The sequence below is a fragment of the Glutamicibacter sp. NPDC090743 genome, from assembly GCF_044769125.1.
GTDB lineage: Bacteria > Actinomycetota > Actinomycetes > Actinomycetales > Micrococcaceae > Glutamicibacter.
Genome location: NZ_JBIVXE010000004.1, coordinates 266344 through 281349, shown reverse-complemented (window position 1 = coordinate 281349; position 15006 = coordinate 266344). Strand labels below are relative to the sequence as shown.

Sequence of the window (15006 nt, the reverse complement as noted above, 5' to 3'; positions counted from 1 at the left end):
GCAACATCCGCGGAAACATGCGGAAGTACAGAGAAAACTCTTTCTACAATTCGTAGAGCTTCATCCGGCGAGTCTCACGAAACAATCATTTATGCAACGAAAGTGTTTCGTATTTAACCCCAGAAACTAGGCATTTTTAGCGACCTGAGCCACATCATCTAACGACATGAATTGGGTAGCGCCCCGGTGTCTGGATAGGCTTTCCCATGTGTCAACGAGCCTTGTAAACGAAAAGTTCCCGACGTGGCCAGATCTATTGGCCACCCTGATCAACGGTGGCGATCTCAGCCGCGAACAGGCCGCTTGGGCAATGAATGAGATCATGTCCGGCGAGGCGAGCGACGTTCAGATTGCCGGGTTCCTGGTTGCACTGCGATCCAAGGGTGAAACCGTGGCCGAATTGACCGGCTTAGTGGACTCCATGGTCGCCAATGCGCGCCCCTTGACCATCGATGCACAAACTTTGGACATTGTTGGGACCGGTGGCGATCGCCAGAACACCGTCAACATCTCAACGATGGCCACACTGGTGTGCGCTGGCGCCGGCGTGAGCATAGTTAAACACGGCAACCGCGCATCCTCTTCGTCCTCGGGTTCCGCCGACGTGCTTGAAGCATTGGGCGTCCGCCTGGAGGTACCAATCGAGCGCCTTGTAGAGGTGTACGACAAGGTTGGGATTGCGTTCTGCTTCGCCAACGTCTTCCATCCCTCGATGCGCCACGTTGCCGGAGCACGCCGTCAATTGCGCATACCAACCGCTTTCAACTTCATGGGCCCCTTGACCAATCCCGCATTGCCCAGCGCATCCGCCATCGGCTGCTCCGACATGGTCATGGCACCAATCATGGCGGGCGTTCTTGCAAGCCGTGGCGTGCGTGGCCTGGTCTTCCGCGGGGATGACGGACTGGATGAACTAACCACCACTGCAGCTAACCGCGTCTGGGAAGTGCGCAACGGCACGGTCACCGAGTTCACGTTCGATGCCCAGGACGTGGGATTTGCCCGTGCGACGCTTAATGATCTGCGCGGTGGAGATGCACTACATAACGCAGGGGTTGTACGAGATGTCATCTCCGGGACTCCCGGACCCGTTCGAGATGCGGTCCTCCTGAACGCGGCTGCCGGAATGGTGGCTTACAGCGATACCGCTGAAGGCAGTTTCGAAGATCGCATGCGGGCGGCGATTGGGAAAGCGGCGCATTCCATCGATTCCGGTGCGGCGAAGGCGACCTTGGAAGCCTGGTCCTCAACGACCCAGGCGATCGTAGGCGCGTAGCACCGTCAGATGCCAACGAAGCCGGTCTTTGGTTCGCGATTTTACAATCGCTGAACCGAAGGCCGGCTTTGTTCTTGAAAAGTCCTTAGTCGCCTAGGCCAAGGGAAAAGGCTGCTTCAAGATCATGTTCCGAATATGCGCGGAATGCAATGTGGGTCTGGGTGCCGCGGATGCCTGGAATCTTGGAAAGCTTATTGGCAATGACTTCGGCGAGGTCCTCGTGCTTGTTGACTCGTGCAATTGCAATCAAGTCCCAGTCGCCTGCTACGGAATAGACTTCGCTGATGCCCGAGATTGCGGAGATCTGCTTAGCGCATTCAGGGATACTGTCCGTTGCAGTCTGGATCATGACGAATGCGGTGACCATCACTGTGCCTTTCGGTTCTAACTTATCGCCTGCCAGGAGGCGGCTGATCTGGAATCAACTCTAGTCGAAAAGCAGCGAATGAGAGGCATGGGCGCATCGCCCCGCTTCGCATAGTACAATGATTTTAATTTGTAGATTCAGATACAAAGTTTTACAATTGTTCCATGATTGTGTTGACCATTGACCAGCGGCGTTCACGTTCCACCGAAGATAAGGTGGAGGCTCTAGTCAAGCAAGCTAATGCTACCGTTCCAGTGGTTCGCCCCTTCCAGCGAACCGCTGGCGATGAAGTTCAAGCTGCCTTGGATAACGCCAACGAAGCTATTCGCTTGGCAGTGATGATGGCAGCTTCAGGGGACTGGAGTGTCGGCATTGGCTTTGGGCAAGTCGAAACGCCACTGCCCGAAGAAACCCGTGCCGGCAGGGGACCTGCCTTTGAATATGCTCGTGTCGCAGTTGAGCGGGCAAAGAACACCAATGCGCATCTAGCTGTTCATGGACCGTCGCATGAAGCCACCCGTCTGGAAGCCGAGCTCCAGCTGACTGCCTGCATAGTTTCAAAGCGACGGGCCACGGCATGGGAAGCGGGCACTCTGGCCGACGAAGGCCTGACCCAGCAGCAGATTGCCAAAGAATTAGGAATCACCCAGCAGGCTGTCTCTTCTCGTCTGTCGGCCGCGCTATGGTTTGAGGCGAACCGAATGATGGATGAAGCTGCCAAATCGCTGAACCGACAGCTGAAGATGCTAAAGGAGCAGTAAATGCTTTGGATCGCTTGGGGGAGTCTGAGCCTGGCGGCGTTTGTCTCTTGCATAGCTGCCTACCTTGGCTATGCCATGGGCAAACGAGCTCGTGTCCGCGACTGGCTAGTTGTGGTCTCTGCCCTGTTCGCCATTCTCTCGGCCCTGCTGGCAGTTGCTTCTCAAACTTCGTTGGAGCAGAACGGGCTTTCGCCGGTGTACGCGATCGTCCTGAGTTCCATCTTTGCCATTAGTTTCGGCGGTCCGTTTACGGAACTTGTTTTCCGGCTTGCTGCGAAGAATGATGTCGAGCTCCAAAAGGAGGAGTCCGACCCTTCACCGCTTCGAGGCGGGCTGTGGATCGGACTCCTGGAGCGCACGGCCATCGTTGGAAGCCTCTGGGCCGGTTGGCCAGAAGGCATTGCCGTCGTCTTGGCGGTCAAGGGTCTTGGCCGGTTCTCTGAACTGAAAAACCATCGCGCCGCCGAACAGTTTATTCTGGGGACTTTCGCCAGCGGTCTCGTCGCTGCCGGTTCCTACGGGCTCGGCCTGCTATTTACCTAGCCGCTTAGCCACCATTGAGGTAACCAGCCGACGCCCCATCAAGAATGCGCCCAGAACCAGTGTCGCGACGATGATGAAGGGGAGTGCCGCAGTGGAATCCATGCCAACGCGAAGCGCAAGGCCCGCTGCTACGGTCACCACCCAGACCAGTACGCCAACAGGGAAGAGCTTGTTGATCGTGGTCCAAGGCTTGGACAGCAAGGTCACGACGACGTAGGCAACCAAGAACGGCAGGGCGGTCATCAGGATGCCGCCAATGCTCAAGGCATGCTCGTGTTCACGTCGACCGAGCAGGGCGAATAGAACAATGAGAACAACGTCGACAGCCATCCACAGCGGCCACTTACGAATAGAATCCTTCATGTACTCATCATAGGTTTACCCCGGTGTCCGTGAGTAATTCGGCGTTGGCTGGATCGTTGTCGGTTCAGACACAGAAGGTCGCCGTCGAGGCTCGCCCGAATGAGCTCACGGCCATGGTGGCCGCAGCTATTGTTCTAGCATTAGTCCTATGAAGATCTGGCCTGGCAATGCATGGATGCAAACGCACCAGATCGCCCTCTATTTATCCGCGATCACTGCCGGTTGCGTTCTCGGCCTGGCCTTGCCTGCCGCAAGCAAGGGTCTCGAGAACTCGGTTAACCCGTTCCTTGGGTTGCTGCTCCACGCTACTTTCCTGGGCATGCCGCTGACCCGTTTTCCGGAGGCCTTCCGGGACACTCGCTTCATGGGTGCACTGTGCGCGGTCAACTTTGCCGTGGTGCCGCTCGTGGCCTTCGGGCTATCGCGAATAGTGGCGGGGGACCAGGCACTGCTCTTCGGCGTGCTGCTGGTCTTGCTAGCGCCCTGCATCGACTACGTTATCGTCTTTACCGGCTTAGCCGGGGGAGACAGCCAACGGTTGCTGGCGGCCACACCGCTCTTGTTGATCTTGCAGATGCTGCTCGTGCCGGCATACCTCTATATATTTGCTGGACCCTCGGCGATCGACGTGATCGTGCCAGCTCCTTTCCTGGGGGCACTGCTGGGACTGATCGTGCTCCCACTGCTGGCAGCAGCACTCACCCAGGCACTCGCCAAACGATTTACCTGGGCAGAGCCCATCGGGGATTGGGCCGACTATCTAATGGTTCCGTTGATGATGGGAACGCTATTTAGCGTGGTGGGCTCGCAGATCTTCACGGTGAGAGCAAGCCTGGGTCAATTAGGGCTGGCCATTATGGTTTTCGCTCTGTTTATCTGCATCATGAATGTCCTTGGATACTCCGCGGGGAAACTCTTCAAGCTGCCCACCGCCTCGCGGCGGGCAGTTACTTTCAGTGGCGTCACACGCAATTCTCTGGTGGTGCTTCCCCTGGCCCTGGCTTTGCCCGCGGAGCTGGAATTAGCCTCTGCCGTGGTCGTTAGCCAGACCTTGGTAGAGCTAATTGGAATGTTGCTGATGGTTCACTACGCACCGAAGCAACGCACCACCAAGTAGTTCGAGCCTTACCCTGCTATGTCCGGATTAAACAGAATTTGCCTGGCCAAGAACACATGGAAGTGACCGGGCCAGGCAAATTGGATTGAGGAGTCAGGGCATTCAGTGATGCCCAGGCGAAAGCAGCCTGCTCCTCATAGAATCCATGATTAGTGCTCGCCACCTGGAGGGCCAATGAAAAGCATGGTCGAGAAGATACCGGCAATAACGACGAATAGCAGGACCGTGGTCAGCGCCGGGCGGGCAACAAGCCAACGCATCGTCGCGTCGGTCCACTTGCGATCATCTGGATGATCGGTTGCCTCGGTACGCCAGGTACCATCCAGCTTTCCCTTGCGTTCCAGCCACTTGTCGTAAGGAATGGTCAGATATGGGACGACGGCGGTCGCGGCAGCTCCAATGATCAGCGACTTCCTCCAGCGCTGATTCATGCCAATGAGCACAGCCATCGTTGCATAAGTCAGGAAGACAAAGCCGTGGATGAAGCCGGCAATGGAAACAGGCCAATCACCAACCTTGACGACGTACTTCAAAATCAATGCAATGATCAGCATCGTCCATGTGACAGCTTCAGCGCGGGCAACTAGACGGTACAGGGCGCTTGGAGACATAGGGTGTTTTCTGTCCTTGAAGGTAGATAGGGGAGTAGTCCGGGAACTCGGTCAAGTACTAGCCTATCTGGCTCCAGGGATACCGCCGACATCCTGCCCTGGAGCATGGAGTTCCCGGTTGACGCAGCACCTACTTGATTTCTAGGCAGGCCCTTGCTGCAGGAAAAGCACCGGATGCACTTGGACCCAGATGCCCCAATGCGCCTGAATCTGGCAGGATGGCACCCATGATCCACGCAGTAGTTTTCGATTTGGACGGAGTGATCCGCAATTTTCCCGAGGCCGCCACTGCTGACGTTGAAATGGAATATGGGTTGCCATCAGGCACTTTGAACGCGGCGGCTTTCGACCCTGCTCGCCTGGAACGACTCACTACAGGTAAAATATCTCGTTTGACATGGATCAAGGAGATTGGGAAGAGCGTTGGATCCACGGAAGCCGCCAACGCATGGGGTCTCATAGAGCCCGTTGTAGATCGCGATGTGCTGCAGCTACTCGACGATCTACAACGTGCAGGTATCACCACCGCCATTCTCACGAACGGCAGCGACACCATTGACATCGAACTTAAGCGGCAAGGAATCGCCACCCACGTCGCCCGAGTATTCAATTCAGCAAAAATCGGTTATCCGAAGCCAGACCGACGAGCATTTCTGCACGTAATCAATGCTCTGCACCTGTGTGCAAACCAGATCCTCTTTACCGACGATTCCGCCGGGAAACTTGTCGGGGCGACCGATCTCGGGATCCACACACATCACTTTACTTCCGCTGCGGATTTGAGGTCGGCATTGACCGGGCGCGGTGTACTCTAGCCGGATCGATCATCGTTTGGAATAACATCAAGGGGAGTGGCAAGAGGAAAGCGCCCTAGTTCTCGAATACCTCCTGATAAACGTCCCAGAATTGGTCCATCGAGCGCGGAGCCCCAAGCAGGACGGCCTCCAGATACATGAGATGCGTTTCCCATCCCGCCAGGTAATTCGAGACGCCAACGCTGAGTTTGGAGTGGCTCAGCGCAAGTTCAGCTCCGAAGAGGCTCGACTGCAGAGTCAAACTAACCTCCGACACAGATTCTTCCGGAAACTTCCAGGACATCACGAGGGCGGATGCTGGCTCGACCTGTTCAATCCGGCTTTCGCAGATGTAGTTTTCCGCATGCTCGATCTGCACAGTAGAACCCACGTCAAGGCTTCCAGCGACGTGAGTTCCCAGCCAGAGTGGCAATGCCTGACGATCAATCATTGCGGGCCAAAGCCTGTCGGTCTATACGCCGAAGGACCACCTGAGATCCACAGATCCCGCCGAAGCGTCCGCGAACTTTCGAATGATGGGCATGAAAAGAGCCTGCTTCGATATACGGGGCAGCCAGCACAAATGGCTGCAGTGAGACCCTGCGTGGGGAGTCGTGGATTTCCAATACTTTACATAATGTAGATTATCGGCTTATTCGCAATGTCGTTGGAAGTAGCCATATTCGTCCATTTACGCCACGGATTTCGAAGGCCGCTTACTGCTCAGCTTGTTGACGCTGATCCTGCAAATCCAGCCGGTGCCTCGCGAAGTCCAGGGTCTGCCGAATGAACTCGCGCGATCGCTCATCATGCATCGAGTAGATGACATGGCGGCCGGACTTCCTCGTTTGCAATACACCAGCTGCTCGCAGCTTGGATAGCAATTGGCCGGCAACCGTTGGACTAACGCCGATCAACTGAGCCAAATCGGACAGGGAAAGATCGTCCATGGACAGCGCCCAGAGCATCTGGAGCCTTGCCGGATCCGACAAGGTTTTGAGTACCGTTGCCGACATGTCCAAAAGATCGCTGGAGACGATCTCGTCTTCAGCCGTTGGGACAATGAATTCGCTGGTCATCTCACGCGCTCCCTCTCCGCATTTCGCCCGCCCTGGTCCGATTCAACTGCTTCAACCCAGCTCTATGGGTGTGTCCATTATGGCCACGGATCAAGATAAAGCGATAGGTATGCTCAAAATTCACAAGACTAAACAGGCTCGTAGCCATCTTTGGGAGCACTCCCCTATTTAAATCATCCGTTTCGAAATAAATCGAAGGCTTCTTGACTAGGCACTTTAACGTCGCCTCGGCACCGCAAGGCATCCCTGCAAGCTGGAATGGTGGCGATTGCATCACAGAAGATTGGCCGCGTCTGCGCTCAGTGGCAAAATTTAGATATGGCTAATCCGTTGCTACGCATTCCCCACGGGAATAAGTACGCTCTTCAGATCCGCGAAGCTCTCAAGCTGCAAGGTATCGAAGTTGACCCGGTTCAGAGTGATCTGATCGACCTTCTAGGACGTACTTTGCGTACGACGATGACGGCAAAGCACCCTGGCGTCTACATTTATGGCCCTCCTGGTCGAGGCAAAACCCTCATCATCAATACCTTGGTCTCGGTGCTGCCTGAAACCACGACAGCGCGCTTCCATTTCCACGAGTTCTTCCAGCGCGTAAATTCCCCGGTCAACCGTGTCCCGGGCCAGCCGCTGGGCGCGATTTTCTCGCAAGGGCTTGAGCGCGAGCTAGCTGGACTGCGGTTGCTGGTCTTCGATGAGTTCCATTGCACCGAACCTGGCGACGCAATGTTCATGGCCAAGCTCATTCGGCATTGCACGGAACACGAGATCCAGCTGGTCACTACGTCGAACTACGGGCCGGAGAAGCTGCTTGACGATGACACTTTCCATCACCTGGTTCAGCCAATTATTGAACGGATCCAACGGGACTTCACTGTATTCTCGCTGGATCATTCGGTGGACTACCGACAGCTCGCCGCCGATCCCGAGCAGGTCTTGGACGGGTATCGGAGAGGCACGCTAAATCTCTTCGAAGCACCAGGAGAACTGCCGGTCCACGATACGATGATCCAGATCGGCTACGACGAAATCGGGCCAGTCCACGTGAATGCGGATGAGATCTGGATCAGCTTCGATCAGATCTGCCGAACCCGCCGCAACACTGCCGACTATCTGGATTTGGCAAGCCGGTATTCGCGCTGGCATATAACCTGCATCCCAGCTAGTGCCACCATGCCAATGGATGAGGAACGCCGATTGGCGAATCTTATCGATATCTTCTACGACAAGAACGTGGAAGTTCATCTGTACGCCGCAGACAATCTGGGCAATCTTGGACACATGCTGCATGACACTGAAAAGGCCCGACTCACCTCGCGCCTGGCTCAACTTCAGCTCAACGAATACGAACGGACTAGCGCTTGCCGATGAACACCGAGTACACCGCACAGGACATCGAGAATATCGTTCGAGAAGTCCTGGAGACTGCAGATGAGAACCTCATACTGCCTATTGTCCAACTGGGACATCCCGTTCTCCGCCAGCAGGCGGTGGCCTACGAGCAGCAGCTTCCACAGGAACTGCTCGAAGAACTCCTTGAAGCAATGCGCCAGACCATGTACGACGCCCCGGGTGTAGGACTCGCCGCTCCGCAGGTGGGTATCCCCCTGCAGATTGCCGTGCTCGAAGATCTCTATCCCATTCCGGAGGAAGCTGCCTCGCACAGAGAGCGTGAGCCGCTGGAGTACTTCGAGATTTTCAACCCCGTATATACGGCATCAACAGAGCGCGCGGCAGTCTTCTACGAAGGTTGCCTGTCTTTCGAAGGATTCCAAGGCGTAGTGAGCCGGCCCGCCGATATCACCGCCACTTATAAAGACCGGGACGGTCAGGAAATAACTCGAAGCTTCTCCGGTTGGCAGGCCCGCATTGTCCAGCACGAAACTGATCATCTGTCGGGCACTGTCTATATCGACAAAGCACTTACCCGCTCCTTGATTAACGAATCCGAACTGTGGCGCCATGAAAGCATGGACGTTGCAACTGCACAAGAGGTTCTGAAATTCTAATGTTCTCCGGCACCACGAACGTTACTTGCCCGGTCTGCGAGCAACCCCTTGGCTTCGAGGAAACTCGGGATAGAACCCTGAGTTGCGAAACCGGGCATCGTTTCGACGCCGCCAAACAGGGTTACTTCAACTTCCTTACTGGCAAAGGAACGAACTTCCTCGAAGACACCTCGGCCATGGTCCAAGCCCGCGATGCTTTCCAGTCGAAGGGACATTATGAGCCTCTGGCGCGCGCGCTGTCCGAGCTGATCAATGATCATCACGACGGACATTCGCTTGACGTGCTGGATGCGGGCGCAGGTACCGGCTACTACCTGGGGAAGATTCTAGAGAACTCTCCTGCTGCTGAACTTGATGCTTTGGCTCTGGACATCTCCCGCTTTGCCATGCGTCGTGCCGCGAAGGTTCCAAGCACGCTCGCTGTGGTCTGGGATGTCTGGCGCAAATTGCCTACTGCCGACCGATCACGCGATGTGGTGATCAACTGCTTCGCACCGCATAACCCGGCAGAGTTCCAACGTGTACTGCGTACTGGTGGATTATGCATTGTCGTGACCGGCGAACCAGATCATCTCAACGAAGTCGTCGACCCGCTGGGCATGCTCACCGTAGGACAGGGCAAGCAAGCCGCCTTGGTGGAAAAATTTGCGGCTGAAGGCCTTAATCATCGCGGATCCAAGAATCTGACATATCGGATGAACCTGAATGCGGACGATCTCTATAACCTTGCATTCATGGGTCCGTCCGGGCACCACCTCTCCCCTGAAATTCTTCATCAGCAGACGCTGGCGTTGGGTTCCCAGCCTGTAACAGCTTCCTTTGGAGTACACGCATTCGTCACGCAGGGCTAGAAGATACCCCAAAATGACTACACCTTTTATCTGCCTTCTACGGCAGAATGTAGGAAAGACCAGTTACGACTGGTCAATGTCCTAACAGAATTTAGGTGAATGCCATGACAACAGCCGAATGGATCATCAGCAACGCTTGGGTGATCTGGCTGGCACTGTTCTTGCTGCTGGCGATCATCGAGATGCTTTCTCTTGATCTCTACTTCATCATGCTCGGCGTAGGTGCCCTTGGTGGTGTAGCGGTCGCACTGCTCAGTGGACCCATGTGGTTGCAGGTCCTTGTATTCTGCGTCATTTCATTGTTGATGATCTTCCTGGTTCGACCTATTGCCGTCAAACATTTACGGAAATCACCCGAGGGCTTCCGCACCAATATCGAGCGATTAATCGGTGCGGATGCACTTATTCTCGAGCCGACCTCGCGCATGTCGGGTTCGGCCAAGATCCGTGGAGAGATCTGGACCGCCCGTGCTGAATCCAGCGTTCCGACCATGAATCCCGGCACCTATGCCGTGGTTTCACGTATCGACGGGGCAACTGCATACCTCACCGCGAAGTCCCCTGACCCTGCAAACGGCTAGCTAGCCTGACGCCCCCAAATTCATCACTACTGCACAAGGAAAGAGAGTACGAACCATGAATTCAGATGGTTTTGGCTTGACTATTGTGCTTGTCGTTCTGGCAATCTTCGTGATTGTCGTCCTGCTGCGCAGCGTGCGCATCGTGCCGCAGGCACGTGCTGGCATCGTTGAGCGCCTCGGCAAGTACAACCGAACCCTAAATCCCGGTCTGACAATCCTGATCCCCTTTGTGGATCGCTTGCTGCCGCTGCTGGACCTGCGTGAACAAGTTGTTTCCTTCCCGCCGCAGCCAGTTATTACCGAGGACAACTTGGTAGTTTCGATTGATACCGTGGTCTACTTCCAGATCACCGAGCCGCGTGCCGCGACGTATGAAATCGCTAACTACATCCAGGCCGTAGAACAGCTGACCACCACTACGCTTCGTAATGTCGTCGGTGGCCTGAATCTGGAAGAGGCCCTGACTAGCCGCGACCAGATCAACGGCCAGCTGCGTGGTGTCCTTGACGAGGCAACCGGCAAGTGGGGCATCCGTGTTTCCCGTGTCGAGCTGAAGGCTATCGATCCACCGCTGTCCATCCAGGACTCGATGGAGAAGCAGATGCGCGCCGAGCGTGACCGCCGTGCTGCCATCCTGACCGCTGAGGGCACCAAGCAGTCCTCCATCCTTACTGCCGAAGGCGCACGCCAGGCTTCCATCCTCGAAGCCGAGGGCGATGCACAGGCCGCAATCTTGCGCGCTGACGGCGAGTCCCAGGCCATCCAGAAGGTCTTCGATGCAATTCACGCCGGCAAGCCGGACCATGAGTTGCTCGCCTACCAGTACCTGCAGACTCTGCCGAAGCTTGCCGAAGGCACTTCGAATACCCTGTGGGTGATTCCAAGCGAACTGACCGAAGCACTCAAGGGCATCGGCGGAGCGCTGGGCGGCAACGGATCGGGCAGCAAGCCTGCCACTCCGGAATCGCCATCGGCCCCAGGTAGCAACCTGTAGCAACAGCTGGTTTAGAACCGATTAGCCGTCTGCGGCGAGGTGCATACAATGCACCTCGCCGCAGACGCGTATAATGGATGTTTTGGCACCAAGAATTATCTTCACCTCTAGTCGGAGGGAATTATTTCCGAGTGCCAAACGTTGGTACGTGTAGCGAATTCTTCAATCATCGCGGAGGGAAAACATGAGCGATCGCAGCCTACGAGGCATGCGCCTGGGTGCACAGAGCATGGAATCTGAGGCAGGTGTGGAGCCGGCTGCCCGTCAGCGTGTGGAATACCGTACCGAAGAGGGCGAGACCGTCTTCGTCGTCTTTGCTGCCGAAGCTGAAATTCCAGCAACCTGGCACACCAAGACCGGTAAGGAAGCCAAGCTCGTCCACGGCGAAGCCAAGGCCGAAGAACCGGGCAATGAAAAGCCTGTCCGTACCCACTGGGACATGCTTCTTGAGCGCCGTTCCGAAGAAGAACTGGAAAAGACTCTGGCAGACCGCCTCCAGCAGCTGCGCGCTGCTCGCGGGGAAACTGCCTAATCTCCCCCACGCACGGTTCCATGCTGCCTTAGCATGGCCGTAGGGGCTTGGTTGAGGGCTGGGTTTGATGACCGATGGTTATCAAACCCAGCCCTCACTCTTTTGCCTGTCTGCTATGGGGCTCAAAGACCACGCCCAGTATTTTCAACTGCGTCAAAGAGCCTGCATGAAATTGCGCGGCCAGCGCCGCCGGCCTAAGCAGCTTCGTAGAAGCTATCTTCATCCTGCACAGTCCGCCTTTGGGGCGGTGGGCTGGTTTGTATTTCACTGCCTGCCCGAGACCTGATGATGATTCCTGGTTAAACGAACTGGCGTGCAACGATCCATCGTTGCACGCCAGTTCGCTTAACCACGGGTATTACTTCTTGGAAGTCAGCTTCTTCCACCGGGCGCCCAAGCCCCAGCGGGTGACATTCCACATTGCTTCGAACACAATGTTGCCGCTCATCTTCGACGCGCCCAGTTCGCGCTCTACGAAGGTCACGGGAACTTCAACGATCGTCTTGCGCAGCATGGCCACGCGGAAGGTCATGTCCACCTGGAAGCCGTAGCCGCGCGACTCAACGGCGTCAAAATCGACTGCTTCCAGGGTTTCGCGCTTGAAGGCGCGGTAGCCTGCGGTGATGTCGCGCAGAGGTAAGCCCAGCATGGTGCGCGAGTAAAAGCTGCCGCCGCGCGAGATGATCTTGCGCAGCATTGGCCAGTTCACGACTTCGCCGCCCTTGACCCAACGCGAACCGATTACGAGATCTGCGCCCGCGGCACTGGCTTCCAAAAGGCGTGGAAGCTGCTCTGGCATATGCGAGCCATCGGCATCCATCTCTACCAGTACGTCGTAGTCGCGAGCCAACGCCCATTCGAAACCTGCAATGTAGGCGGCTCCCAGGCCATCCTTGCCGGTACGGTGCAATACGTGGATATTCGAGTCCTCAGCAGCCATCTTGTCTGCAAGTTCTCCGGTGCCGTCAGGCGAGTTATCATCAACGATCAATACATCCGAGTCAGGAACTGCGGTACGCAAGCGTCCTACGGTCAGCGGGAGCGACTCCAGTTCGTTGTAAGTCGGAATGATTGTAATGACGCGCACGCGGCGGCACCTTTCTGGGTATACAACACAAAGCCTCTTCCCTGCTCGGCGTCGACTGCATGGCTTATGCAGGACACCGGGTAGAAAAGAGTTAATCCAAACTCAAAGTATAGTCATCATTTGCCAATCAGCGCGCTGGAGACACCGCATTAACGAACGATCCTCAGTGACTTCGGCCCTATTCTCCACGCCGAAAGGCACAGAGAATGTTATCTAAGGTCACTGAGGATCGTTGTTTAAATTGCGTAGTTTCCAACGCAATGCATGTGCATCTCGAAGAGGCGCTTAGACCAGCCTAGTGGGTACCCCACCTAGGCTGTCAACCATCAAATGACTTCACTCTTTACCTAGACACCACTAGTCAGGGCCAATTTTGCGAATTCATTCTGCTTATTGAGCATCTGTTTCGCTTTAAGCCGATTCGCTTGGCTCAAGGGTATTGAAAAGCGTGATTCCAGCGCGTACTGTACGCAGGCACTGCGGAATTTCCTCATCAACGACCGGAAGCATCGGAGTTCCAGCTCGTGCATCGGTACTCCAAGAACTGATTCGGACGTCCGGAGTTTGCACAGCAAGTTCAGAGGCAGTCCACACTGCAAAAGTCGCCGGCGCGCCGATCACGAGCTGCCCGGCGAACGGGTTCATCTCGCCCATGGCGCGGTAGGTGGATCGGGTTTGAGCCAAGAAGGCCGCACGAGCCGAAATGCGAGCCTCAGCATTCGTCATGTTCATGCCGGCGCGAACAACCTGCCAGCCATCAACCTCCGTTACCGGAGCATCAGAGCCAAGCACCATTGGCACACCAGCCGAAAGCATAGCGGAGAGGTTGTTCATCGATGCTGCGCGCTCCCCCAGGCGCTGCGCGTACATGCCGTTCGAGCCGCCCCACGCCTGGTCGAAGACCGGCTGCATCGAAACCATGATGGCGTACTGCAGCAAACGGGCCCGCGAGTCTTCATCAACCATCTCGACATGCTCCAGACGGTGCCGGCACATCTGCAGCTTAGCTGCCCCAATCTGCTCAGCAGCCAGGTCAAAACCTGCCAACACCTCGTCCAGGGCGCCGTCTCCGATCACATGGAACGAGGCCTGGATCCCCCGGGAACTGCAAGCGACCAGGTGGGCCGCAATTTCGTCACGCGTCAGATACAGGGTGCCGCTTTCGCCCGGCTGATCGCTGTAGTCTTCGCGCAGGTACGCCGTGTGGCTGCCTAGCGAACCATCCACGCGAAGATCGCCACCCAAGCCCAGCACCTTTCCCGTTGGGAAGGATGCGACCAGCTCCTGGGCGATGTCTGCATCGCTAACCAGTTCGCCCCAGTAGGCATGGACTTGCGGCAGTTCAGGGTTGTCGATGGCCAGCAACTGCTCCAGCGCCTCTCGGCCCTCAATATGCGGGGCCGCCATCTCCACAACGCTGGCGAAACCACGCGAGGCGTAGTGCTCCAGTGCCAGGCGCTGGTATTCCTGTTCGGCCTTCTGCGTATTGGTGAGTGCTTCACGCACGGCGTCGTGATCCGCACCAGAAATGATGCCAGCGGCGAGGTGGCCCAGGTCCAGCAGATCCAGCAGTTCCCGATTGACCAGGGCACTGTGCACATCGCGACGCGCCAGGTAATAGCCGCGGCCTTCCGCGGCACTGGTCAGGTCGGTTTCCGCGGGCAGCTGCTGGTCAGCCCAGTTCGAGTTGTCCCACCCCTGAGCCAGGACCAGCTTGGTCGACTTCTGCGCCTGCTCGGCGACGAGGGAAAGCAGCGAAGAAGCCGAGGTTGCTGCACCCAAATCGGCTCCCGAAAGGGTGCGGCCCAAGGCGGCAAGGTGCGTGTGGGATTCGACGAACGCCGGGGTAATCAAACCACCATTGAGGTCGACCACTTCGTCGACGGCAGACGCGTGGCGCTCGGCTGCGTCTTCGCCGCCCAACCATGAAATGGTGTCGCCATCCACCACCATTGCGGTAGCAAATGGATCGGCCGCTGAGTAGATGGACCCGTTTCGGTAGAGTGTTTTTGCCATCAGCGTCTCCCTTTTCTCGTGCACT

General features: G+C 56.4%; 17 protein-coding genes and 1 pseudogene. 11 read left to right on the top strand and 7 right to left on the bottom strand.

Translation table 11 applies throughout. The annotated features are described in order from the left end of the window. Window positions 1–208 precede the first annotated feature (208 nt). Window positions 209–1276: an anthranilate phosphoribosyltransferase gene (gene trpD, locus ACIQTS_RS10080; protein WP_332594750.1), complete on the top strand. Its 1068-nt coding sequence runs from the start codon at window positions 209–211 to the stop codon at window positions 1274–1276. A gap of 85 nt (window positions 1277–1361) precedes the next feature. Here the strand turns inward: trpD and ACIQTS_RS10075 are convergent, their stop codons facing one another. After that, window positions 1362–1643: an Lrp/AsnC family transcriptional regulator gene (locus tag ACIQTS_RS10075; RefSeq protein WP_105658354.1), complete on the bottom strand. Its 282-nt coding sequence runs from the start codon at window positions 1641–1643 to the stop codon at window positions 1362–1364. 302 nt (window positions 1644–1945) lie between these two features. Here ACIQTS_RS10075 and ACIQTS_RS10070 point away from each other — a divergent pair, with 302 nt between their 5' ends. Continuing rightward, window positions 1946–2404, top strand: a complete 459-nt coding sequence (locus ACIQTS_RS10070; RefSeq protein WP_402473126.1) for a sigma factor-like helix-turn-helix DNA-binding protein — start codon at window positions 1946–1948, stop codon at window positions 2402–2404. Continuing rightward, entirely contained in the window at window positions 2405–2947 is a 543-nt protein-coding gene (locus ACIQTS_RS10065) for a hypothetical protein (RefSeq protein WP_402473123.1), read from the top strand. Here the strand turns inward: ACIQTS_RS10065 and ACIQTS_RS10060 are convergent. Next, window positions 2936–3310, bottom strand: coding sequence for a DUF3054 domain-containing protein (locus tag ACIQTS_RS10060; RefSeq protein ID WP_105658356.1), 375 nt, complete (start codon window positions 3308–3310; stop codon window positions 2936–2938). The two genes, ACIQTS_RS10065 and ACIQTS_RS10060, sit on opposite strands and share 12 nt — an antisense overlap. Window positions 3311–3485: 175 nt before the next feature. On the opposite strand from ACIQTS_RS10060, the gene ACIQTS_RS10055 reads away from it, so the two are divergent. Next, window positions 3486–4427 (top strand): arsenic resistance protein, encoded by a 942-nt coding sequence (locus ACIQTS_RS10055; RefSeq protein ID WP_402473121.1) that lies wholly within the window; start codon window positions 3486–3488, stop codon window positions 4425–4427. A 149-nt stretch (window positions 4428–4576) separates the two neighbouring features. On the opposite strand, the gene ACIQTS_RS10050 is transcribed toward ACIQTS_RS10055, so the two are convergent. Then, window positions 4577–5038: a DUF3817 domain-containing protein gene (locus ACIQTS_RS10050; protein ID WP_402473118.1), complete on the bottom strand. Its 462-nt coding sequence runs from the start codon at window positions 5036–5038 to the stop codon at window positions 4577–4579. Between the two features lie 227 nt (window positions 5039–5265). Here ACIQTS_RS10050 and ACIQTS_RS10045 point away from each other — a divergent pair, with 227 nt between their 5' ends. Continuing rightward, window positions 5266–5853, top strand: coding sequence for an HAD family hydrolase (locus ACIQTS_RS10045; protein ID WP_332594752.1), 588 nt, complete (start codon window positions 5266–5268; stop codon window positions 5851–5853). A gap of 55 nt (window positions 5854–5908) precedes the next feature. Here ACIQTS_RS10045 and ACIQTS_RS10040 read toward each other — a convergent pair. Both ACIQTS_RS10040 and ACIQTS_RS10035 read right to left on the bottom strand, forming a co-directional pair. Then, a pseudogene (locus ACIQTS_RS10040) lies at window positions 5909–6289 on the bottom strand (SRPBCC domain-containing protein); the annotation flags it as partial. Between the two features lie 259 nt (window positions 6290–6548). Then, window positions 6549–6911, bottom strand: a complete 363-nt coding sequence (locus tag ACIQTS_RS10035) for a helix-turn-helix transcriptional regulator (protein ID WP_105659237.1) — start codon at window positions 6909–6911, stop codon at window positions 6549–6551. A gap of 318 nt (window positions 6912–7229) precedes the next feature. Between ACIQTS_RS10035 and zapE the strand changes: the two genes are divergently transcribed. The 6 genes from zapE (at window position 7230) to ACIQTS_RS10005 (ending at window position 11878) form a co-directional block, all read left to right on the top strand. After that, complete coding sequence (gene zapE / locus ACIQTS_RS10030) at window positions 7230–8282, top strand: cell division protein ZapE (RefSeq protein WP_402473116.1); 1053 nt, start codon at window positions 7230–7232, stop codon at window positions 8280–8282. Continuing rightward, window positions 8279–8920, top strand: coding sequence for a peptide deformylase (gene def, locus ACIQTS_RS10025; protein WP_402473113.1), 642 nt, complete (start codon window positions 8279–8281; stop codon window positions 8918–8920). Before zapE ends, def begins: the two co-directional genes overlap by 4 nt. After that, window positions 8920–9771: a putative RNA methyltransferase gene (locus tag ACIQTS_RS10020; protein WP_400289052.1), complete on the top strand. Its 852-nt coding sequence runs from the start codon at window positions 8920–8922 to the stop codon at window positions 9769–9771. Before def ends, ACIQTS_RS10020 begins: the two co-directional genes overlap by 1 nt. A 104-nt stretch (window positions 9772–9875) precedes the next feature. Then, complete coding sequence (locus ACIQTS_RS10015; RefSeq protein WP_105657869.1) at window positions 9876–10352, top strand: NfeD family protein; 477 nt, start codon at window positions 9876–9878, stop codon at window positions 10350–10352. Window positions 10353–10407: 55 nt separating this feature from the next. Next, window positions 10408–11346, top strand: a complete 939-nt coding sequence (locus ACIQTS_RS10010; protein ID WP_105657849.1) for an SPFH domain-containing protein — start codon at window positions 10408–10410, stop codon at window positions 11344–11346. Window positions 11347–11530: 184 nt separating this feature from the next. Next, the gene (locus ACIQTS_RS10005) at window positions 11531–11878 is read left to right on the top strand and encodes an RNA polymerase-binding protein RbpA (protein WP_105657848.1); all 348 of its coding nucleotides are present in this window, start codon (window positions 11531–11533) and stop codon (window positions 11876–11878) included. A 358-nt stretch (window positions 11879–12236) separates the two neighbouring features. On the opposite strand, the gene ACIQTS_RS10000 is transcribed toward ACIQTS_RS10005, so the two are convergent. Together ACIQTS_RS10000 and ACIQTS_RS09995 are read right to left on the bottom strand one after the other, a co-directional pair. Beyond that, entirely contained in the window at window positions 12237–12965 is a 729-nt protein-coding gene (locus ACIQTS_RS10000; protein WP_402473109.1) for a polyprenol monophosphomannose synthase, read from the bottom strand. A 411-nt stretch (window positions 12966–13376) separates the two neighbouring features. Then, entirely contained in the window at window positions 13377–14981 is a 1605-nt protein-coding gene (locus tag ACIQTS_RS09995) for an amidohydrolase (RefSeq protein ID WP_402473106.1), read from the bottom strand. Window positions 14982–15006 lie beyond the last annotated feature (25 nt).